Raw genomic sequence first — 21,498 nt, forward strand, 5'->3', positions numbered from 1 at the left:
ATCTACCAACAATGCGGTTTATAGACCGCCTGTATTAGATACAATCTACAGTAATCCGGATTTTGAGGATCGGCCAAACAGGCGGTCTGCAAGTTTTCCGTGATTTTTTTATCTTGGGAGGTTTCCCGACTGCAGTCTTGTCTACCGCCTCCCTCGTTACAGTACGTTCCGAAAATCCAGAAGAAAGATAGGCAAAGCGAAAGATTACAGATCTTTCGGAGACGATTCTTCATTTAGTAAGATTCCGTTTTCCCCTGCGAGGATTGCAAATAGGATTCCAAAAATTTTTCCCAATCTTTTTGCAAGGAAGGTTTCTTGAGATAATAGTCGAATCCGAGGGAGCGAAAGGATTCCTCGGAGCCGGGGAGAGCGTGTGCCGTCCAGGCGACTAAAACAGGGCAGATTTTCTGGGTCTCTTTGATTCTTGCGGCGAGTTCCGTTCCGGTAATTTCGGGTAAATCTATATCCAATAGAATTATATTATATTTTCCTGATTCGATGCAAGCCAGAGCGTCGGTTCCGTTGGCCACCGCCGTTACGGTCATACCGAGTCTATTTAGCATTTCCGAAGCGACCTTTCTTGTGAAATCCTGGTCCTCGACTAAGAGTATATTTTGGCGAGGGAAATTAGGAGAGGGGGATTTTATTTCTTCTTCCCATTCTTGTTTTTCGTCTTCTTGAGGGAAGGGAATCAGAAAGGAGAATTTGGATCCTTTTTCCGGCTCGCTTGTGAATCGTATGCTTCCCCCCATGAGTTCTACGAGTTTTTTGGATATGGTGAGTCCTAGTCCACTACCGCCGAACTTGCGAGCTACCGAGGAATCTCCCTGTACGAAAGGTTCGAATAATGAAGAAGCCTTGTCGGCCGGAATGCCCAAGCCGTCGTCCTCTACCCAGAATTCCAGTATTCTGGAAAATTGGTCTTGCCCGAAAAATCTTACTCCTAGGGAGACCTTACCACCCGATCCGGTAAACTTGACTGCATTGCTTAAGAGATTCAGAAGAACTTGTTGGATTCTTCCTTCGTCACCTAGGAAAATTCCGGGATGATGGTCCGGATAACTGATATCTACGATGATCCTTTTCTCTTCCGCTCTGGCTTTGACCACTCTTGCCGCTTTTTGCAAGACCGCAAATGGATCGAAAGGGATAATTTCCAAAGAGAATCGATGATTTTCGATTTTAGAAAGATCTAGAAACTGGTTTACCAGATGCAAAAGATTCTCTCCCGAAACTTGGATGATCTCCGCGTATTCCTTTTGTTCCGGATTGAGAGGGCTCTCGGAAAGAAGGCTTGCGGTGCCCAGTAATCCGTTCAAAGGAGTCCGGATTTCGTGACTCATGGTCGCTAAAAAATCATATCGGAATTTTGCCTCCGACTCCGCCTTTTCTTTGGCCACGGTCAATTGCTTGGTTCTTAGCTGGACCTGTCCTTCCAGCTCCACGCTCGCGGACTTTGCGGCCTCCATCGCTCTGGAAAAGGAGATGGAGAATTCCAGGCTATGGGAGAATATGAATAGGAAGAGTGCGGGAGCGAGAATGTATCGACTGTTTAGAATATAATGGGAAACTAATATATCGTTGATCCCCGCCAGGATGATGAAGGCGACTCCGGCGAGAACAAGTATGGATCCCGGCCTACGATTCAAGACGGATTTTACGCATCCTATAAGAGTGTAGATGCCTCCTCCCGCGATCACGAATTGATAAGGTATAAGTAGATTCGCGTAGATTTCCACTGGAAGAAACGCGGCGCTGAATCCGAAAACGGAGAAAATACCGATGGAATATAATTCCGTTTTCGGATGGAAATCTTTCGGGAAAGAGGCGGCCAGATATCCTAAGAATCCGGAACATAGCGCGTAAGTACTCAGGTATTCCAGACGATAAGAAATCTCCCAAGGAATCTCCGGGAACGCGGAATTGAACAATCTGTTTCCGGTCAGGAAGAATCGTAAGACCCCCGCCAAAGAAAATACGGCGAAGTAAATCGGAGCCTTTTCCTTTCTGGATCTCAGGAAAGCGGCGATTTGATAAATCGCCAGGACTAAGACGGAAGAGGAAGTGGCGATTTCCATCGCCATATTTGCATGATGTTCTTTTAATATATTATCTTCGGTTCCAAGCTTCGGAGCGTACCAAAGTCCTCCGTAGATATGCTTAAAATTGGATATTTCCACATCCAATTCTTGGGTGGTTCCGGGCAGAACCACGATGGAGGAACCTAAAAACGGAATCGATTCTTCCGCACTTTTGCCCGTTTTACCTGTTCTTTGCAAAAGCTTTCCGTCGGCATAAACCGAGTATGACGTGCCTTGGTCCGGAATCTGCAACATTAGATCCGGTGAGTCCGGCGGTAGCGTTAAGCGGAGACGATAAGTGGCGAATCCCTTTCCTTTAGGGAAAAGTTCCTTTCCGTCCTTTTTGACATCGTTCCAAACGGCGGGAACGTTTACAAAAAGAGACTCTGGTTTTTGTTTAAAATCCAAAGATTCGGACGCTGTAAATTGGGAAGGAAAGATCTCCCATTCTCCCACGAGAAGAATGGAACTCTCCTTAGGATTCCAATTTTTAGCATGTAGGATCCCGCCGCTCACGCGGGTAGTCTCTAACCTATCACAATTTGCTAACATTAGGAAAGAGAGAAGAATGGAAATTTTAACGTATATGGAATCCATTAGAGTTCGCTTTGCCGGTCCCAAACGGGAAATCTCGCTTAGAGATCAAATTTTACTCCAAAAACGGGAAAATTTTGCCACTGTCCAGCTTTTACGGCAAGCCGATAAATTTTTAACCGAAGGTTCCTTCCTTTTTTTTGCCGATCTTAAAACCGGAGGAAGACCGGATGCTCGAATCTTACGAGAAGGACACGGAATCCCAGGAGCACGAGGAACTTGGGGACGAGGTTTTGCATCTCCTGGACGAGGACGGGAATCCTTATTCCTTTCTAATAGGCGAGGTTGTGGAACTGGATGAAAGCCAGTACTTTCTCCTGATCCCTTCTACGGATGAAGAGAGAGATTGGGTGAATCTGGATGTGGGATTTCTGAAGGGAGAGGAAAGCTTCGGTTATTTTGCGGTGAAGATCGAGGCGGACGAATTCGGAGAAGACCGTTTGGTGGAGGTTACCGATCCTAGAGAACTGGAGGATCTATTATACGAACTCAACTCGGACGTAGTCTAATCGTTTAAATCTCCGGATTATCGGATTCTTCTCAAACGAATTATTTTAAAAAAAGAATTCGCATAATTCTTACAGTCTCAGAATATAACATCGTGGACCTGCTTAATCTTACTTTCGAGTTTCAGATTCTCGCTCTCTCCAGCTTAATCATTTTAAGCATCGGTTTGCTGCGTGTGTCCACCAAGTTCGGAGTTCCTTCTCTACTCATCTTCCTTACCATAGGGATGCTCGCAGGTTCCGATGGAATTTTAAATATCTGGTTCAACGATGCGGACCTAACTCGCAAGATAGGTTCCATCGCTCTGGCATTTATTTTATTCTCCGGCGGTCTGGAAACGGATTGGGAAAAAGTAAGACCTATTCTTTGGAAAGGAATTTCTCTCGGGACGGTCGGGGTCTTATTGACCTGCGTCTTCGTCGGTCTCTTTTCCACATTTATTCTTGGATTCGATCCGATTATCGGATTTCTTTTAGGAGCGGTCGTTTCTTCCACCGATGCCGCGGCAGTGTTCAACGTTTTACGTACGAGTAACACCGGTATGCGCAAAGGCTTGACTTCCTTATTGGAATTGGAGTCGGGCAGTAACGATCCTCTCGCGGTTCTTTTAACCGTTTCCGTTTTGAGCTTTGTGGGAAGTAACGCTCCTAGCTGGGAAATTTTGGCTTGGGAAATTTTCCAACAGTTCAGTATCGGTATTTTACTAGGACTCCTTCTAGGTTACTGGATCTATCGAGGGATGAATAGAATCAAACTGGATTACGAGGGTTTGTATCCGGTTCTTCTTTCCGCATCGGTATTATTCGTATACGCCTCCACTACTTTGGTGAATGGAAACCCGTTCTTGGCGGTGTATATAGCGGGTATCATCATCGGAAATCGTTCGTTTGTGCATAAACGAAGTAACGTTCGTTTTATGGACGGGATCGCATGGTTGATGCAGATCGTGATGTTCCTTACGCTAGGTTTGCTGGTTTTTCCTTCCAAGATTCCAGGAGTCGCACTTACCGGAATTGCGTTCTCCATTTTCATTATGTTAGCGGCTCGACCCGCGGCGGTATTTCTTTCCCTGATCGGTTTCAAAGTGGATTGGAAGGAAAAGATTCTAATCTCTTGGGTGGGATTGCGGGGAGCTGCGCCGATTATTCTCGCGACTTTTCCTTTTGCGAAACAGCTTCCCGAGTCCGAGATGATTTTCAATCTAGTATTCTTTACGGTCTTGACTTCTCTTTTGATCCAAGGGACTACGATTCCTTTCGCAGTACAGCTCTTGGGATTGCAGGCTCCCTTGGAACATAGAGCCTCTTATCCTTTCGAATTTGAGAACAAGGAGCAGAGCGATACCCAACTAGTGGAATACATCGTTCCGTACGGTTCCGCATCCGTAGGCAAATTCGTATACGAATTGGATTTCCCGGAGAATTCTCTCATAACTATGATCTATAGGGGAGATTCTCATTTGGTTCCCACAGGTAAGACCAAAATGGAAGATGGAGACGTTTTATTAGTGCTGACTCCCGCCGGAGCCGAGGAGAAGATTCGAGAAATTCTCTCCAGGATGGGCGAGAGAAAAGAACTTTGATCGGACTGCCTTTAAGGACGGATCCGGTTGGGTCCATTAGGAATTTATTATTTAGACTGAAATCCATTCCTGGAATCGAGATTTGGACGGCTATCGGATTATTGCTTGTGGTTTCCTACTGGAACGCTTGGTTATCCGACGACGCTTTTATCAGTTTTAGAGTCGTCGATAATTTTGTTAACGGGTATGGGCTCAGGTGGAATATAGACGAGAGGGTTCAGGTATTCACGAACCCTCTTCTTGTTTTACTCCTGATTTTGCCTTATTCCCTCTGGCAGAATATCGTCGTAATATCCCTTATAGTTTCTTTTCTGTCCTGCCTTGGGACAATATTATTATTACGTAAGGTTTCTTCGAACGGAGTCGCTTTTTTATTAGCTATCGGTTTCCTATTATCTTCCAAGGCATTTGTCGACTATCTCTATTCTGGCTTGGAAAATAGTCTCAATTATTTTATACAGACCTTCTTTTTCTATATATATTGGACGAAGAGGGACGGATCTAATGATTCTCGATTTCCACTCTTAGTCCTGATCGCTTCCGTCGGATTCGTTTCTAGAATGGATTTCGTATTGATCTTCGTTCTTCCGCTTTTCTTTCGCTTCTATGCCGACGTAAAATCGGGAAAATGGGACAAGACATCGCTCGGCAAGGTTCTTCTTGCAGGTCTTCCGGCTATCCTCTGGTTATTATTTGCGGCGTTCTACTACGGGTCTTTTCTTCCGAATACGTATTACGCAAAGACGAACGTCGTGGATTCATTTAGGAGTATAATTGCTCAAGGGTTCGCTTATTACCGTTTTCAATTCGTATGGGATCCGATTTCGTTCGCTTCCATACCTTTACTGATTCTCCTCCGGATATCTTTCGGGAGGAATATAGGTCCGTTTCGGGATGGAGTTCTATATTCCATTCCTTATTCGTTATATATTCTTTCGGTCGGAGGAGATTTTATGGCGGGCAGATTTTTCGGTTACATTATACTACTCTTCGGGTTGTCTATTGCGAGAATGGATTCGTTCGAGTGGAAAGAGAAAGTTTTTGCTTTCGCATTTTTAATAATTTATTCATTCGCTTTTTCCGACTCTCCCATTCGGACGCCGGACGAAGATACGATTTCGGCAAAGAGGGTAATCGGCAAAGAAGGGATTACGGATGAAAGACTTTATTATTATAATCTTACGTCGCTCATTTCGAGAGGTGCATCTTCTTCGCTGCTTATTCCTTTGGCGGAAAAAAGACAAATCCTCCCTCCGGAGAAAAGGGTTTTTGTTACACGCAATATCGGCTTCGTAGGTTTTCTTATGGGTCCTAAATATCATATAGTGGACTTTTATGCATTAAGCGATCCGTTACTATCTAGGATTTTCGGTTTTGGAAGAATCGGCCATAAGATCAGGGCGATCCCGGCGGGATACCTGGACTCGATAGAATCAGGGAAGAATCAATTATCCAGTTCGGATTTACGAGAATACTATGAAGGAATTCGGGTATTAACTCAGGCGGATATTTTCGATTCTCGTCGATGGGATTTGTTCTGGAATTTTCAATTCGGTCGGCAAAGAAGATTTTACAACGTCTATCAAATCGACGATAAGGTCGTCGCGAAAAGCATTCACGATTATTTCCATTAATTACGGATATTAGAAGCGATGGAGAGACTAAAACTGATATTTGCAAACCGGAATGTTTGGCCTATATTATTTCTTTTTTGCATTCTTTCCTATTTTAACGCCTGGCTCTCCGACGATTCTTTCATTAGTTTTAAGGTGGTGGACAATTTTGTCCAAGGAAACGGACTCAGATGGAATATAGACGAGAGGGTTCAGGTATTCACGAATCCGTTATTGGTCCTGTTCCTTTCGCCCTTTTACTTCCTGTATAAGAATATAGTTTTCTGGTCTTTCTTGAGTTCCTTTCTTTTCGGAGCTATTACCTTGCTACTTCTATGGAGAATGGCGAGTTCCAGAATTTCCTTTTGGATAGGAGTGTTCTTTCTATTCAGTTCCCGTGCCTTCTTCGATTATATTTATTCCGGTCTGGAGAATTCGCTGAATTATTGTTTAGAGGCGGCTTTCTTTTTATACTATTGGAAAGAGAAACCGGAGAATAAATCGAATCTGCCGATTCTGGTCGGGATCGCTTCTATAGGAATCGTTTCCCGAATCGATTTTTTTCTGATCTTTCTTTTGCCGTTATGTTTAGAACTTCATAAAGTATGGAAGTCAGGGGGGATCGACGGTAAACTTTTAGGAAAGTCTTTCTTATTCTCCTTTCCCGCGATTTTGTGGTTCGTATTTTCCGCGGTTTATTACGGTTCCTTGCTTCCGAACACATATTATGCAAAGACAAACGTTTTGGATTCTCGTTCGGATCTGATTTTGCAAGGACTCCAATACTATTCTTTTCAATTCCGTTGGGACAGTATCTCCTTATTCTTCCCGATCCTTCTGGTCTCCCTGACTGCGTTTTCCGGAAAAAACGTCCGGCCCCTGATCGTTTCCTTTCTATTCGGAATTCCGTATCTGCTATATATTCTCCTTGTAGGGGGAGATTTCATGGCAGGGAGATTCTTTACATACGTGATTCTTCTTTTAGGGATCGGGATGGTTCGTCTTCCGGATCTTGGGCCTAAGGCTTCGATGGGAATCGTTAGTATTTTATTCTTATATAATATATTGTTTCCCAGTCCTTTTCGTCAGGTTCGATCTCAGGCCTCCGGCAATCCCTGGATATTGGGCGAAGAACAGATCGCCGACGAGAAGCTATGGTATTTTCCTGCCACGGGTCTTTTTCGACTGGGTAAGGAAGATTCTCTTCTTCACGATTTGGCTTCCAAGAAAGAATTGCCCGAGCCACGTAAGGTGCTCGTGAAGAATATGGTGGGTATCAGCTCCTTCTCTTTGTCCTCTTCCGTGCATGTAATCGACGTTTTGGGCCTGGGAGATCCTCTTTTGGCCAGAATTCCTGGAAGAGGAAAAAGAGCCGGTCATAGATACAGAGCGCTGCCGCAAGGATATGTGGAGAGCTTGGAGCAGAATAAGAACCTAATCGTAGATCCGGATCTGAAAGAATATTACGATTCTCTGTTGATATTGGTCCGAGGCGATCTTTGGGACATTAAAAGATGGGGTCTTTTTTTGAAATTCCAATTCGGAGAATATAGGAAATACGTTAAGCCGTATTCCGTAGACTCGGAAAAGAAGATCGGCGAATAAAGATAATGTGATAAGACTTAGGATCTTTCCAGGAAAGGAGCCATTCTTTCCACAAGAATCCTACGGTTGTCTCCCGTTTGTAAGGCGATGATTCCTCGGATGATCGCTTGCCTCCTACGATTTCTGGAAAATGCCCAGGTACGCAGTCGATTCGCGAGGGGAAAATAAGCCAGGTTGGCAAAAGCGATCCCGTAGAAAGTGGCGATAAAAGCGGTCGCTATCCCTTCGCCCAAGGCTCTTGTTCCTGCACCCAGATTTTCCAATACGCTCACAAGACCCATGACGGTTCCTATGATGCCTATCGTAGGAGAAAATCCTCCCGCAGTCTCTAGGATCTTTGCAGAACGAATTTCCTTTTCTTCCAATCCTTCCGCAGCTTCGAAAAGAATTTCCTCCACAGCTCTTGGATCGGTTCCGTCCACGATGAGTTGGATCCCTTTTCGTAAGAACGCATCCGGCACGGCTGCGAGTTGGTCCTCTAGGGATAGTAGTCCGTTCTTACGAGCCTTCTCCGCAAAATCCAGAAACAGATCCGAAAGGGAAAATTCCCTTTTGGGAAATACGGCCTCTCTCATATGAACTAAAAGATTGGCAAATTCTTCGATAGAATAACTGGCGTAGGTTGCCCCGAAGGTACCGCCTATAATCAGGATTAATGCGGAAAATTTGATAAAGGAGAGAATATGCGCTTCTTCCAGAAGAATGGCGACTAGGACGGAGGCAAATGCCGCAAGGAGACCCAGGATCGTGGACCGCATGGAGGCAAGATTGGGTGGATTATGTCGTACCGACAAGCGTTATTCAGAAGAGCCAGGCGGTGGGGGAGAAGCTCTCGGCTTTGAAAATGTCCGGGCCCAAGAGAACGCCTTCCTTTTCAGCCTTCTTAAAAAAAAAGAGGACATCTGTCCCCTCATAAGAAAGTGAAAATTCGCAGTGGAAAAAACTCCTGTGCCAGGGAGGCTTTGGAGTCCATCCGTATAGAGTATCGGATTCACCGACTTCCACATGAGGCCGATCCGGTTTTTTTTGGGAATCTGAGCGGATTTCTCGGACCTGGGCGCCTCGAATGATGCGCCGCCAAAATCCATTGACTTTTTGGGTCTGACTGAAAATTTTGTCCCAAATGCTCACTGTGGTCACTTTCCTTTTTCTAGCGATTTACGCCTTGGATATCCTGGGGTTATTCTTCTTCGGGATACACACGTATATTATGGTGTACTTGTATAAGAAGTACAATACGAATTGCGATACCGACCCCAGCAGAAATCTTTCCATCAACGACCCGGAACTTCCGATCGTCACAGTGCAGCTTCCCATTTTCAACGAATTCTACGTAGTGGATCGTCTGATCGATTCCACAATCGCTCTGCGTTATCCGAAAGACAAATTGGAGATCCAGGTTCTGGACGACTCCACGGACGAAACCATCCAAAAGGCAGCCGGACTCGTGGCTAAATACAAGGCCGCAGGCTTCGATATCCATCATTTGCATAGAACTAATCGCGTAGGTCACAAGGCCGGAGCCCTGGACGAAGGGATGAAAGTTGCCAAAGGCGATTTCATCGCTATTTTCGATGCGGACTTCATGCCGGATCCGGATTTTCTTCTTAAAACCATGGCTTATTTCGACGATCCGCAAATCGGTATGGTCCAGGCTCGTTGGGGTCATATCAACGCGGATTATAATATTCTCACCAAGGCCCAAAGCTTCGGGATCGACGGTCACTTCATGATAGAGCAGGTGGCCAGAAACGGCTCCAAGCTTTGGATGAATTTCAACGGAACCGCCGGCACCTGGAGAAAGAAAACCATCGAGGATGCCGGAGGTTGGGAACACGATACTCTTACCGAGGACTTCGATCTTTCCTACCGCGCCGAGTTGAGAGGCTGGAAATTCCGTTATTTTAAAGACGTGGTATGTCCTGCAGAGATTCCTGCAATGATGTCCGCCTACAAATCCCAACAATTCCGTTGGTGCAAGGGTTCCATCCAAACTGCGGTGAAACTTCTTCCTCGCATCTGGAAAGCGGATCTACCTTGGAAAACCAAGGCAGAGGCGGTAACCCACCTAATCAATTATTCCGTTCACCCTCTCATGATCGTGAACATTCTATTCAGCGCCCCTCTCTTACTTATGGAATACTGGTCCGGGTTTAGTTTCTACGATCTTCCTTTGGAAGTATTGTCCGGAACTGCGGCGATTCTTTCCATAGGATCCGTTGGACCCCTTTTCTTTTACGCATATTCTCAGAAAACCTTGTATAAGGATTGGAAAAAGCGTCTGGTCTATCTGCCTATCTTGATCATGATCGGAACCGGGATTGCAATCGTTAATACCCGCGCTTGGTTGGAAGCCGTTTTAGGAATCCAATCCTCTTTCAAGAGAACTCCGAAATTGAGAATCGAGAAAAACTCCGATTCTTTGAAAGAAAGACTGAAATACACCGTTCCTTTGGATTTTCACGTGGTGTTGGAATTCCTACTGGGATGCTATTGTATCTTCTCCGTAGCTCTTTCCTTCTTTGTCGGACGCCCTTATATCGTGGGATTCTTACTGATCTACGGAATCGGTTTCTTCTTCGTTTCCTTCAAATCCTTCCAGGAAGCCTCTTGGAAATACAAGGAAGCTCGGAATACTGCTCCGGAAGAGATTCCCCAAGAAGCCTAAGTCGGCTTCCAATAGGCGAGAAACGGGTTGACTCCCCGTGCCCTCGCCTAAATCTGTCAAATACCCCAGGAAATAGGATAACCGATGAGCGAGAAAGTCTATTGCGCCAACTGCCTGCATTGCGTAACCGTAAGGCAGTATGAATCCGAGGCGGACAAATACATCCTCCGGGTCAAATGTACCAAGAAAAAATGGTCTAAACGTTCCGGCGAAGAGAAGTTGTATAAATACTTCACCGTAGCTCGCCGTATGCAAACGGATTGTGAATTCTACGAGCCGATGGGAGAAATTCTTCCTTATATCAAGAATCTCAAGAAAGAACTTCCGATCAAAGACGAAATCTACATGGTTAAGTCGCCTAACTAAAAAGGGCTTTGTTCACCGAACCGTTCCTCCTCCAACCCAGGACCGTAAAAGAGACGGGGAATCGCAGAACGGTCCTGGACGAACCCTACACACTCTTCCCTGACGGGGATGCCTTATTACTTAAGGATTTTCCCGTTCGGGTCAAGGTGGGGGATCACCTCTACAAACAAAAATCCGGCATCGTCTTATCTCCCGTAAACGGGATCGCGTCTCTGGAACACGGAGACGAGGGCACTAAAATCAGAATCGTCCAGGACGGAAACTTTATCGGATCCAAACCTTGGACTCCTAAGTCCTTACAGAGAAACGAAGTCCTAGAAACCATGGACAGATTGGGATTGGTTTCTCTGGATTTTCCGGATCTACCCCTCTCTTCTTATTTTTCCTCCAAGTCTCAGGTCTCACTTGTTATTCTTTCTCCTTTTTCTAGGACCCAAGAAGTGGACTATCTGCCCGAGCTCAGGAAGAATGCGGACTGCCATCGCAATTTTTTGGAATTTCTGAAGCTTGCCTTTCCGAATGCGAACGTTCGGGATTATATATCCGGCGATTCCAAAATCCCTATGAAGAACTTCGCTTATCCTTGGGGAATTCCGGAGTATTTTGTTTTTAAGACGGAGAAGCTTCCGTTCGCCGCGATAGGGGAAGTTCTGTATCTGGGCCCGGAAACATTATATAATCTTTATAGAGCCTTATTTGCCAATTTTCCTTTTATAGAAAGGGAGATCGGTCTGTATTTCTTGGGTAAGAATGGCGGAGTGAGAAGATCCGAATCCACTCTCCGAATCCGAAACGGCCAAAGTTTAAAATTTCTTTTCGAAGAATACGGGGAACTCTATCCTAAATTTACCGTGAATTCCTTTTACGACCGAAATTCGGTAAGGGAATCCAAGAAGGGATTTTATTGGGATATTCGCCAACATTATTCTCTCATTTTTCTTTCCAGATACGAATCGGATCGAAAGGAATTCCCTTGCGTGGAATGTGGAGAATGTTCCCTTAATTGTCCTACTAAAGCAAATCCGATGGCCTTGGTATCCAGTTTCGGCAATTTCCAAGCGGGACTATGTATGGAGTGCGGGATCTGTACTTTCCTTTGTCCATCCAGCATTTCTCTAAGAGATAGAATCCGGAATTGGAAGGAGGCGAATCATGGCTTTTAGTTTCGTCCTTTCCACCCAAAACGGTTTTTTCAGAAGGAAGGATCTTCTATTTCCGGATATCCTTTTCTCCGTCTTGGCTATAGCGCTATTGTTTTTGGGAAGCGGCGGGTCTTATTATATTCTTTTTCCTGTCTTCTTGGGTTTGGGATTCGGGGTTCTCGCTTATTTCCTATTAGCCGGACAGAAATCGTATCTACTTTATTGGCTGAATCATTCCTTGGGATTCGCGCTGCTGATACCGAGAGATTCCCGTTATGCAATCCAAGTTTTCTTCGCGATCAGTTTAGGGATCGTGGTTTGGTGGATAGGAGAAAGGAAATTGAGGGTTCGGTTTCCTTTGGCTTTGGTGCAACTTTTGCTTTTTCTATTATTCTATCTGCTTCCCGGCATCCAAGGTTGGGCGAGCCAGGCGGGAACGGGTTTTAGAGTAGGGGAATATCCCGATTTGTATACGTCCGGTTTCTTTATGGATTCTCTTCCTGGGCTTAGATATTCCTGTCTGGAAGCTTCCGGGGGTTTCGGAATTTTATTATTCCTCCCTCTCTTATTAAAACGCGTTTCTGCTGCCTTACTTCCTGTCTGTTTCGGTGTAATAACGGGAATTTGGACCTTCATTTTCGGATTCTCGGGTTGGGAGTCCTTGTCCGGCCCTGTCTGGAATGCGAGTGTCGCCTTGCTTCTTCTCTTGGATTTACCGGGAAGAAATACGGGCACACTTTTGCCTCTTTCTTTTTTAGCTTTATTGCCGATCGGTTTGGCAATTTTTTTCGTTCCGGCCTCTTCGGTTCCGGTATTCCTCTGGGTGGCTTCCTTTTTTTTCATTGAATCCATCCTGATTCGTATTTTCCTAGGAGATAGGATAGATAAGAATGAATCAGCTCCTCGCTTTACTTAAGCCAGAGACTGTAATTTTTGAGATAGAAGGTGCCTCCAAGGAAGAAGTGATTTCTCAACTTCTCCGGAAGGCGGTGGATTCAGGTTTAATCGGGTCGGACGATAAGGATCCCGTTTACGAATCCCTTCTAGCTAGAGAAAAATCGATGTCTACAGGGATCGGAAGCGGTGTCGCTATTCCGCATTGTTCCGTCAATCTGGTGGATGAACTCAAATGTGTGATGGGTCTCTCCCGAAAGGGCATCGACTTCGACGCTATAGACCATCTACCCGTGCATATTTTCATTCTACTCATCGTACCTAAATCCAAATTCCAAGAACATATCAAAACGCTCGCTCAAATCGCCAAAACACTGAACGTGAAAGAAGATCGCGAGAAATTGATTCACGCTCAAGACTTCGAAGATATCCGAAAAGCCTTTTCGGCTTGAGGGCCGGGCTTTGTTCGAAGAGGCCAAGAGGTTTCTAATATTTGCGGTGTTCTTATCCGCAGTTTCGGTTTTCTTTTCGGAACTCAGATCCTTGAATAAGGAATTTCTCAACGCCGATTCCGGTATCCGCGCCGAAGACAATGTAACTCTAGAAGAAAATCGTTTCCTAGATCGTTACATTCGCTTTTGGAAAGGGCTATTGACCCTGGATATGGGAAAAACCGAATCCGGAGATCCGGTCTTATCCCATATAGCTTCCCGGTTTTGGCCCACCGCCCATCTTTCTTTATTTGCGATACTTACGGCTACCTTGTCCTCCGTCGGACTGGCCTTATTTTCTCTGAAACCGGGATTTTCATTTTTAAGGGATGCTTTAAGCTTCCTGAGTAAATTGATCCTTTCCACTCCGGTTTTCGTCGTGGCTGTCTTTCTTTTGGTGGTCTTTTTTGCGATATTGGGATGGTTGCCTCCCGGAGGATACGAAGACTGGAATAGTTCCTACGTGATTCTTCCCGGAATCGCCTTGGGCTCCAGAGTCTTTGCGAGAATCTTTCTCTTTGCGACCAAATTAGGAGAGGACGAGGAAAAGTCCGGTTATATCACCGTGCTTGAAGCTAGAGGATATTCCAAAAATAGAATATTATTTCGGCATATTCTTCTGAAGATATTTCCGGTACTCCTGATACTTATTCTACTGGATTTGAGTTCCTTACTCTCCGGAGCGATAGTTGTGGAGGAGATCTTTTTCTTTCCGGGAATAGGAAAGTCCATGTATCATGCTATCCGGGTCATGGATTCCGGATTATTGGCCGCCTTATTGTTTTATAGCGGAGCCGTATTCTATCTCCTTACTAGAATTTCCGAAAGAGTTCGGGATCGTCTACTCGGCTGGGAGGCCTCCGCGTGAATAAGTTTAGGATGTCCGCAATCGGTCTCTACGTCTTATTGCTCGTATTAGGACTGTTATTTTTTCCCGCTCCTACTAAGGTGGATCTGAAAGAATCCTTCTTGTCCCCTTCCTGGGGCCATCCGTTCGGCAAGGATAGACTCGGCCGGGACGTTTTCTCCATGTTCGCTTACGGATCCGTGGCCACGTTTCTTTTCGCGGTCCCAGCGAGAATTTTGACTCTCGCCTTGGCATCCGCAATCGGTCTCGTTTCCTATTCAAATACTATAATTAAGAATAATATAATATCCCCGCTTTCTTCGGTATTCGTTTCTCTTCCGTCGCTTCTTTTGGCGCTTCTAGTCGTTCAGGTGTTCGGTTCCGGGCCTATTCCTTTGTTCCTTGCGATCGTGCTCGGAGATTGGGCCCAAAGTTACGAGACGATTCGCGCTAAGATAGAAGAAGTGAGCGGGAGCGGATATGTTCTCGCGGCAACCTGTTTCGGAGCGAGCCGATCTTATATCTTTCGTAAGCATTTGCTACCCCAGACTTTTCGGATACTAGGTATACTTTTGACGACGGGTCTACCCTCCGTTGTGATGACCCTCGCCATTTTCGGGTTTTTAGGGATCTCTTCCGGTTCGGAAATTTTCGGGCCCGGTTTGGGGGAACAGATCGCATTCTCCAAGGATTACGCAGAGAGCGCGCCGTGGGCATTGGTATTTCCGACTCTTGGAATTTTAGGCTTAGTATTCAGTGTGGGAGGAAAATCTTGAAATCAGGTTTTCTTTACCGTTTATCCGCCGGGATTTTACTTATAGCCCTTTCTCCGGCTTTGATCGGCGGATCGCTTTACGGAATCGACGATTATTATCGTTTCGAAGATATCGTTTCTCCGGAGAGGATCGTATTCGAGAAGGAGAGAAAGCTTTGTATTTTTCCGCTTAGAAATCTTTCCGGAGAAGCTTCTTTGGATTTCTATTCTCCCGGATACGCCTCGGTCGTATATTCCGGATTGAAATCCCTCGTTCAGATTTTCGACGAATCCTTATTGCCCACGAGTATCCAGCACGGTTACGGAAACGGAGAAGGAACTCCCATCTCGAAATCAAAAGAAGGAGAATGGGATTCCAAACGTTTCGAGAAGTTGAAAAAAGGAGAGATCGTTCTTCCTGCGACGAAGGATCCTCGTTATATCAATCTTAAGATCCAGCCCTACGAATCCGAGGCCGCACCGGACGAAGGATTTCTGATCCCTATCTCCCGTAAATACGAATGCTTCTATTCCATATCCGGGGAATACGAGAAGAAAGGTTCGGACGAGATTCAGGTTCGAGTCAGGCTTCGTTCATCCAAAGACGGTTCCAAGAAGGAATTCTCCCATAAAACTAGCGTTAGACGATCTTATCAGGAGCTATCTCCCTTGACTGATGAGATACGGAAGATTTTACTCGGGAAGAATACTCGAAAACTGACGATCAAGACAGGGAGTCTTTACGATTCTCTCGTTTTCTTGGACGGAAATTATATCGGCAAGACTCCTTTGAAAAATGTAGAAGTACTTGCCGGAATCCACGATCTAAGAATCACCAAGAACGGTTTCGACGATTGGACGGGACAGGTGGATTTGAGGGAATCCGCTCAGGAGATAGAACTAGTTCTTGCAAAGGAAAAGAAGGAAGGATACATCTCGGTTACCTCTGAGCCTGCCGGAGCCAAGGTGTTTTTAGGTTCCGAATTTTTAGGAACGACTCCTTTAAATAAGATTCCCGTAAAGACCGGCTGGAACCGACTTCGATTCTCCTTGGATGAACATGTGGACATCTTCAAAGGAGTGGAAATCAAGAAAGGGGAAGTTGCGGAAGTTTCGGCGAAACTGAAATCGGGAGAATCCGTATCTTATTATAAAAACAAAAAGTATTTGTTCTTGGATCATACCTACGAGGATTTCGCGATTTACTCCTTATACGGAAGTTTGTTCTTTTATGCGGGATACTATTATTTCAATCTTAGGGCGGACCAAGCTTTAGAGAATGCGCGACCTATGGTGTCTTTAACGAACTTCGCCGCGGTCCAGGAATTACAGCAAACTTCTCCCAATTTCCAATACTTCGCGACCGTATATTTTTATCAGGAAAGAATCTACGAAGACGCTCGTTCCAAGTCGGAATACTATCGCTCTATTTCCGGACGTTTTGCAAGGCACCAGGGAGTCCAGGGAGGACTCATGCTTTACGGAATCGGAGCTATGTTGATTCTTTCCGCCACCTTTTACGCTTTGGGTTTGGATTCCGAAACGTTAGAAGTGGGAGTCGCCCCCGTGAAGACCGCACCTGCCTTCGTAAAAGGAATCGAAGGCCAATATGAAACCGAGTCCTACGCTAAATTCAACTATCGGTTTTAACTCTTCTCTTTCGGATGGAAAAGGAAGAAGGCATCTTCTTGTCTGGAAAATTACTTTTTAGGAATATATAGGGTATGCCTCCGGTGCTTTGGGCTCTCATCGGTGTTTTCATTATTATCGCCTATGTAATTTATTGGGGGATATCTCTAACAAGATATCAATACTTCGAAAAGAATTTCGAGAAAGGATTCCTACTTTATCGCTTGGAATTCGATTCTTTGGATATCGATTGGATTTTGGGGCGGACTTACGGATTTATGGGAGGCTTCGTTAAGGTCATGGACGTAGATCGGCTGTTTGTTCGGGGAACTCTAAGATCGGAGGAATCAGATTCTTTCCGATTGGCAGAGAGAAAAACCATGTTTATGGGAGTCATCCGAAAGTCGACAAACGGTTTCATTCTCGAAATACGGGTTTCATGGGCGATTCTATTTCTTTTTTCAATACCTTCCTTTTTAGCCTGTCTGCAATTTTTTACGGAGAGTAGCGTTTGGATCCAAAGCCTACTCGCGTCTTTTATTTTTCTTTTTTTCGCTCTAATACCGTTCTATTATTTGAGAAGAGGAATGCTAACGGAAGCGACATTTGTATGTCGTCAATTCTCTCAAGGCTTGCCAGAGTAATAGAGTATGATTCTGCGAGATACGTTTTTCGAAGTCCTTCGGGAGTTTTCTCCTAAAGTGGATAGAACTGCCGAACTATGGAAAGAAATCGAGACTCGATATTCCGAGCCCCAAAGATATTATCACACTCTCGAACATCTGTTTCATTTTCTTCGCAGATTGTCGGAGTTTCGAGATCGTATTGCCGATTGGCCGAGTACGATACTCGCGATGTACTATCACGATATCGTTTACGATCCGAGGGATTCCAAGAACGAGGAGAATAGCTCAATTCTTGCCGAGGAAAGGATTCTATCGTTGGGCATCGGCTCGGAAAAAATAGAATATTGTAAAAATCTAATTCTACAAACGAAAGGTCATAATGCCGCTTCCGATTTCGATACAAAGGTGTTTTTGGATTGTGATCTTTCGATTTTAGGAGCGGATCGCGAGTCTTACGGGAAATACGCCCTCCAAATCAGACAGGAATACATCATGTATCCGGACGAGGTTTATTTTCCGGGTCGTAAGAAGGTCTTGGAGCATTTTCTGTCCATGGATTTCATTTTTAAAACGCAAGAGTATAAGGACAAAAATGAGAAACAAGCCAGGGAGAATCTGACCTGGGAATTGGGAAATTTGGAGGCCAAGAATACTTAGAGCTTGTCCCAAAACTACCACTTAGTCATTCTCCATAGAATGAATGCGCATGCGAGTTTAAATAAGGCTGAGTAATTTTCTATTTTAACTTCCCATTTTGTCTTAAGGGCACGGAAAGCATTGATCCATGCAATTGTTCTTTCGACGGTCCAGCGGAACGGTTTTAGTTTTGGAATAGATTCCGGTTGTTTGGCATCCGTTTTATTCGGGATACGGTATCGAACATTCATCTTTCTTAATCCCCTTTTGATAATTTTTCCGGTATAAGCCTTATCTAATGATAGAATTTCCGGTTTGAGTATTTTTCCGTTCCGGTATACTCGAAACTTTCTGAGCGTAGGAAAGATCAATGTAGAATCGTGAACTCCCGAGGTAGCCAAGATAAATGCTATAGGTGCTCCAAGCCGATCGACGAGAATATGCCTTTTAATGCCTATCTTGCCGCGATCCGTTGGGTTTGGGCCTGTGAAGCCCCCCTTTAGGAGCCCTCGCTTGGCTCCCGTCTGCGGCCATCCGTTTTGTACGAATTTTGATCGTTTTTTCATAAAGCTTCAAAGCTTCCTTCTCTATCTTATCAAACACTCCTGCTGAAACCCATTCTTGAAATCTCCTATGTAGTGTGGATTTTGAGCCAAACATTGGAGGAATATATCTCCATTGAACACCGGTCTTCGCTCTATAAAAAATGGCTGCCATCACTTTCCTATCATCTACTCTGGGACGACCTCCTTTGCCTTGATCCTTCTTCTCCTTCGGTAGGAGTTCTTTTGTTTTCTCCAGATCTCTTCCGGTATATCAAGGTGCCCTAAATCAGATTTCATACTCCTTATACTAACTACAAGAGTTTAAGTACAAATACCTTTTGGGACAAGCTCTTAATCTTTTTGCGAGATATAAGAATACATCCGAAAACTTCCTAAAACAAGAATCCCTTCTCCTTTTGCATTTACGGATTCCAATTTCTCCGATAGTTTATCCGGTGAAACGACAAACGACTCAAAGCCCTTCGGAAGTAGGAATTCTTTCGCATTTAGAAAATACAAATCCGTATTTTTAGCCTTCGTATAATCAGTTAAATCCTTTGCCATGGATTCTCCTTCCTTATCCGGCAGGAATCCTGCGATGATTGAGAATTTTTTGCCCGGAAAGGCGGTTCCTAGAGAGCTGAGAGTGATTCGAACCGCGTCCGGATTATGAGCCGGATCAAAAACGATAAATGGGGAATCGGATACGATTTCCAATCTACCTGGGGGAGGAGAAAGGTCTTGAACGATCTCTTCTCCTTTTTTTTCCGGTAGTATTCTTTTTTTTGCAAGTACTTCCATGAGGCGGGGGACTATGAATTTTACGAATTCCTGATTGTGTCTTAGATAGGATTTTCCTTGCGGGAGTGAGGGGAATGTTGCGAGATCTATATGCTTTTCTTCGCAAAATTCTTCCAGAATTATTTGCAGAGAAGGCTCGGGTTCTAATGCGAATACGAGTTTAGTTCGATCGGAGATTATTCCCAATTTCTCCTGAAGAATGGACTCCTTAGTGTTTCCTAAAACCGCCTTATGATCTTCTCCTATCGCGCAGACGATCACTACATCCGGTTCCGCGAGCTTGGTCGCATCCAATCTGCCTCCTAACCCTGCCTCGTAGATTTGCACGGATCTGTCCTTTTCTTCGAATAATACGAATGCAGCTAAAGTGAACCATTCGAACCAGGAAAGAAAGGACAATTCCTCCCGGGAAGAATCGGAAAATAGGAGCTTTGTGAGTTCCTTTAAATCCTCGTCTTTGACAGGTCGGAGTTCGGGAGAGAGTCGGATCCTTTCTTTCGGATCCTTTAAATGGGGGGAGGTGTAAAGTCCTACAGAAAATCCTAATTTAGAAAAACATTCCGCTAAGAAATGCGATATGGAACCTTTACCGTTGGTTCCTACTACGGAGATCCTAAGTCTTTCTTTTTTTCTATTCCGCCATCCGTATCGGTCTAGTAGATCGCGAAAAGGATCCAGAGAATAAGCGCCGAATACGTTGAAATTTCTGGTCTTCTCCAGATTGGTCAATCGAGAGGCGAACTCTAAAAATTCAGGGGACTCCATTTAAGATTTATCGTACCCTAAAACCTGCAATAGTCTCTTTCTTCCCTTTCCCACCAGGTCGGCTTCGAGTTGGATTCCTGTGAACAGGCGGAATTGCTCCACGGCTTGGTAGAGCAGCATTTCCGTTCCGGGAATGATGCTTGCACCTTTCTTTTTTGCTTCGAGTACAAAAGGAGTCTCCAAGGGATTATAGACGATGTCGAAAAAGACTTGGCCCTTATGAAATGCGGCTTCTGTAATTGCCGGTCCCGGCTCTTTCCCTTTCATTCCTAAGGGAGTCGTATGGATAACGAGGCTGTACTCCGAAAATTTATCTTTCGTATTTTCCAGGCCTTCGGTATGGATATTCGCTTTGGAAATTTTACCCAATGCGTTCTTTAAAGAGTTGGATGCTTCGGTATTTCTAGCCGCGATCGTTAAGTCTCCGACCCTTCCTTGGTTCAATAATGCGAAGGAAATTCCTTTGGCGCTTCCTCCGCTTCCGATTACCAAGACCTTACCTTGCAAGGAATCCGGAAAATATTCCTGAACCGCTCGGACCGCTCCCAATCCGTCCGTATTATGCGCGCTAATCGATCCGTTTTGCAAGACCAGAGTATTACTGGCTCCGACCGCTTTGGACGTTTCGTCGGTTTGATCCGCGATTTGGAATGCAGTCTCCTTGTGGGGAATGGTCACGGAAAGCCCGCAAATTCCGAACTTTGACATGGTTAGAAGTTCCCGTTTTTCCAAAGATGCCACGGGAAATACCAAATACCCGCAATCTAGATTCAGATCTTCGTACCAAGAGGTATGAAGCAGGGGAGAAAGCGTATGCGATAGGGGATTTCCGACGATCCCGAAATATTTGGAACTGTCTCGAAAGAATTTCAATTGGTACCGCTTCTTTTTTACTAAAATTCTGGACTTTATCCGAAAACCAGGAAAACCTGTTTGGTAGATGGGAATCCTGGCCTCGCTCAACGATTTTCTTCCTTTTATAGGCACTCAACCTTTTTTAGTCTTAGCCTCTTCTTCGGGATGGTGGACTACGTTCACCGATATTCTTTTCGTTTTATCGATTAGCGGAGGACTGGCCTGGTATTTTTACTATTACAAGAGAAAAGATCTCTTAGGAGGCTATTGGGTAGCCTTCTTAGTGGCCCTATTAGGCTCTTTGATCATTCTCGCCCTGTTCCAGGATCCGATTCGCGAGATCGTCTATTGGCTGATCTCCCCGAAGATCGGGATTTGGCAGGTTGCTAATGTGAATTTGATCGCGGTGATCATCGGAGGATACTCCATGTTATATATCATGAACCGCATAAATCACAATAAAGAACGCAGAGACTGATTTAATTTCCCGATTTATA

Annotated in this window: 21 protein-coding genes and 1 pseudogene; 15 read left to right on the forward strand and 7 right to left on the reverse strand. The window is 44.9% G+C overall.

Going from position 1 to position 21,498, the window contains the following annotated elements:
• Positions 1–2: 2 nt before the first annotated feature.
• Complete coding sequence (locus tag LEP1GSC061_RS18440) at positions 3–233, reverse strand: hypothetical protein (RefSeq protein WP_016547376.1); 231 nt, start codon at positions 231–233, stop codon at positions 3–5.
• Complete coding sequence (locus tag LEP1GSC061_RS18445; RefSeq protein WP_040509983.1) at positions 234–2,678, reverse strand: ATP-binding protein; 2,445 nt, start codon at positions 2,676–2,678, stop codon at positions 234–236.
• 167 nt (positions 2,679–2,845) lie between these two features.
• On the opposite strand from LEP1GSC061_RS18445, the gene LEP1GSC061_RS18450 reads away from it, so the two are divergent.
• From LEP1GSC061_RS18450 to LEP1GSC061_RS18465, 4 genes are all read left to right on the forward strand, one after another.
• A complete protein-coding gene (locus LEP1GSC061_RS18450; RefSeq protein ID WP_016547119.1) occupies positions 2,846–3,184 on the forward strand; it encodes a DUF1292 domain-containing protein in 339 nt (112 codons plus the stop codon).
• Between the two features lie 92 nt (positions 3,185–3,276).
• The gene (locus LEP1GSC061_RS18455; RefSeq protein WP_016547054.1) at positions 3,277–4,764 is read left to right on the forward strand and encodes a potassium/proton antiporter; all 1,488 of its coding nucleotides are present in this window, start codon (positions 3,277–3,279) and stop codon (positions 4,762–4,764) included.
• Positions 4,761–6,398 (forward strand): hypothetical protein, encoded by a 1,638-nt coding sequence (locus tag LEP1GSC061_RS18460; protein WP_016546982.1) that lies wholly within the window; start codon positions 4,761–4,763, stop codon positions 6,396–6,398. The genes LEP1GSC061_RS18455 and LEP1GSC061_RS18460 overlap by 4 nt, the downstream gene beginning before the upstream one ends.
• Before the next feature lie 18 nt (positions 6,399–6,416).
• Positions 6,417–7,982, forward strand: a complete 1,566-nt coding sequence (locus LEP1GSC061_RS18465) for a glycosyltransferase family protein (RefSeq protein ID WP_016546976.1) — start codon at positions 6,417–6,419, stop codon at positions 7,980–7,982.
• Positions 7,983–7,999: 17 nt separating this feature from the next.
• On the opposite strand, the gene LEP1GSC061_RS18470 is transcribed toward LEP1GSC061_RS18465, so the two are convergent.
• Both LEP1GSC061_RS18470 and LEP1GSC061_RS21565 read right to left on the reverse strand, forming a co-directional pair.
• On the reverse strand, positions 8,000–8,740 hold the full coding sequence (locus LEP1GSC061_RS18470) for a motility protein A (protein WP_016547474.1): 741 nt from the start codon (positions 8,738–8,740) through the stop codon (positions 8,000–8,002).
• Positions 8,741–8,783: 43 nt separating this feature from the next.
• Positions 8,784–8,987, reverse strand: coding sequence for a hypothetical protein (locus LEP1GSC061_RS21565; RefSeq protein WP_156844595.1), 204 nt, complete (start codon positions 8,985–8,987; stop codon positions 8,784–8,786).
• A 118-nt stretch (positions 8,988–9,105) separates the two neighbouring features.
• Between LEP1GSC061_RS21565 and LEP1GSC061_RS18475 the strand changes: the two genes are divergently transcribed.
• The 10 genes from LEP1GSC061_RS18475 to LEP1GSC061_RS18520 all read left to right on the forward strand — a co-directional run bounded on the left by LEP1GSC061_RS18475 (position 9,106) and on the right by LEP1GSC061_RS18520 (position 18,056).
• A complete protein-coding gene (locus tag LEP1GSC061_RS18475) occupies positions 9,106–10,650 on the forward strand; it encodes a cellulose synthase family protein (protein ID WP_016547260.1) in 1,545 nt (514 codons plus the stop codon).
• Between the two features lie 84 nt (positions 10,651–10,734).
• Complete coding sequence (locus tag LEP1GSC061_RS18480) at positions 10,735–11,016, forward strand: hypothetical protein (RefSeq protein WP_010414765.1); 282 nt, start codon at positions 10,735–10,737, stop codon at positions 11,014–11,016.
• A gap of 8 nt (positions 11,017–11,024) precedes the next feature.
• Positions 11,025–12,179, forward strand: a complete 1,155-nt coding sequence (locus LEP1GSC061_RS18485) for a hypothetical protein (RefSeq protein ID WP_016547087.1) — start codon at positions 11,025–11,027, stop codon at positions 12,177–12,179.
• The gene (locus tag LEP1GSC061_RS18490) at positions 12,169–13,074 is read left to right on the forward strand and encodes a hypothetical protein (RefSeq protein ID WP_016547241.1); all 906 of its coding nucleotides are present in this window, start codon (positions 12,169–12,171) and stop codon (positions 13,072–13,074) included. The genes LEP1GSC061_RS18485 and LEP1GSC061_RS18490 overlap by 11 nt, the downstream gene beginning before the upstream one ends.
• Positions 13,049–13,504, forward strand: a complete 456-nt coding sequence (locus tag LEP1GSC061_RS18495) for a PTS sugar transporter subunit IIA (RefSeq protein WP_016547327.1) — start codon at positions 13,049–13,051, stop codon at positions 13,502–13,504. The genes LEP1GSC061_RS18490 and LEP1GSC061_RS18495 overlap by 26 nt, the downstream gene beginning before the upstream one ends.
• A 10-nt stretch (positions 13,505–13,514) precedes the next feature.
• A complete protein-coding gene (locus LEP1GSC061_RS18500) occupies positions 13,515–14,411 on the forward strand; it encodes an ABC transporter permease subunit (protein WP_016547402.1) in 897 nt (298 codons plus the stop codon).
• A gap of 11 nt (positions 14,412–14,422) precedes the next feature.
• A complete protein-coding gene (locus LEP1GSC061_RS18505) occupies positions 14,423–15,166 on the forward strand; it encodes an ABC transporter permease (protein WP_040509994.1) in 744 nt (247 codons plus the stop codon).
• Positions 15,163–16,794: a PEGA domain-containing protein gene (locus tag LEP1GSC061_RS18510; protein WP_016546928.1), complete on the forward strand. Its 1,632-nt coding sequence runs from the start codon at positions 15,163–15,165 to the stop codon at positions 16,792–16,794. Before LEP1GSC061_RS18505 ends, LEP1GSC061_RS18510 begins: the two co-directional genes overlap by 4 nt.
• Before the next feature lie 74 nt (positions 16,795–16,868).
• Complete coding sequence (locus tag LEP1GSC061_RS18515) at positions 16,869–17,417, forward strand: hypothetical protein (RefSeq protein WP_016547022.1); 549 nt, start codon at positions 16,869–16,871, stop codon at positions 17,415–17,417.
• Positions 17,418–17,423: 6 nt separating this feature from the next.
• Positions 17,424–18,056, forward strand: coding sequence for an HD domain-containing protein (locus LEP1GSC061_RS18520; RefSeq protein ID WP_016547088.1), 633 nt, complete (start codon positions 17,424–17,426; stop codon positions 18,054–18,056).
• A 14-nt stretch (positions 18,057–18,070) separates the two neighbouring features.
• Here the strand turns inward: LEP1GSC061_RS18520 and LEP1GSC061_RS18525 are convergent.
• The 3 genes and pseudogenes from LEP1GSC061_RS18525 to aroE all read right to left on the reverse strand — a co-directional run bounded on the left by LEP1GSC061_RS18525 (position 18,071) and on the right by aroE (position 21,019).
• A pseudogene (locus LEP1GSC061_RS18525) lies at positions 18,071–18,877 on the reverse strand (IS5 family transposase).
• A gap of 54 nt (positions 18,878–18,931) precedes the next feature.
• Positions 18,932–20,146 carry a glutamate ligase domain-containing protein gene (locus LEP1GSC061_RS18535; RefSeq protein WP_016547213.1) on the reverse strand — a complete coding sequence of 405 codons (1,215 nt, stop codon included), beginning with the start codon at positions 20,144–20,146 and terminating at the stop codon, positions 18,932–18,934.
• Positions 20,147–21,019 (reverse strand): shikimate dehydrogenase, encoded by an 873-nt coding sequence (aroE, locus tag LEP1GSC061_RS18540; RefSeq protein WP_040509995.1) that lies wholly within the window; start codon positions 21,017–21,019, stop codon positions 20,147–20,149.
• Between the two features lie 67 nt (positions 21,020–21,086).
• Between aroE and LEP1GSC061_RS18545 the strand changes: the two genes are divergently transcribed.
• Complete coding sequence (locus tag LEP1GSC061_RS18545; protein WP_016547098.1) at positions 21,087–21,479, forward strand: hypothetical protein; 393 nt, start codon at positions 21,087–21,089, stop codon at positions 21,477–21,479.
• Positions 21,480–21,498 lie beyond the last annotated feature (19 nt).

Source organism: Leptospira wolffii serovar Khorat str. Khorat-H2 (assembly GCF_000306115.2).
In the GTDB taxonomy this organism is placed as follows: Bacteria; Spirochaetota; Leptospiria; order Leptospirales; family Leptospiraceae; genus Leptospira_B; species Leptospira_B wolffii.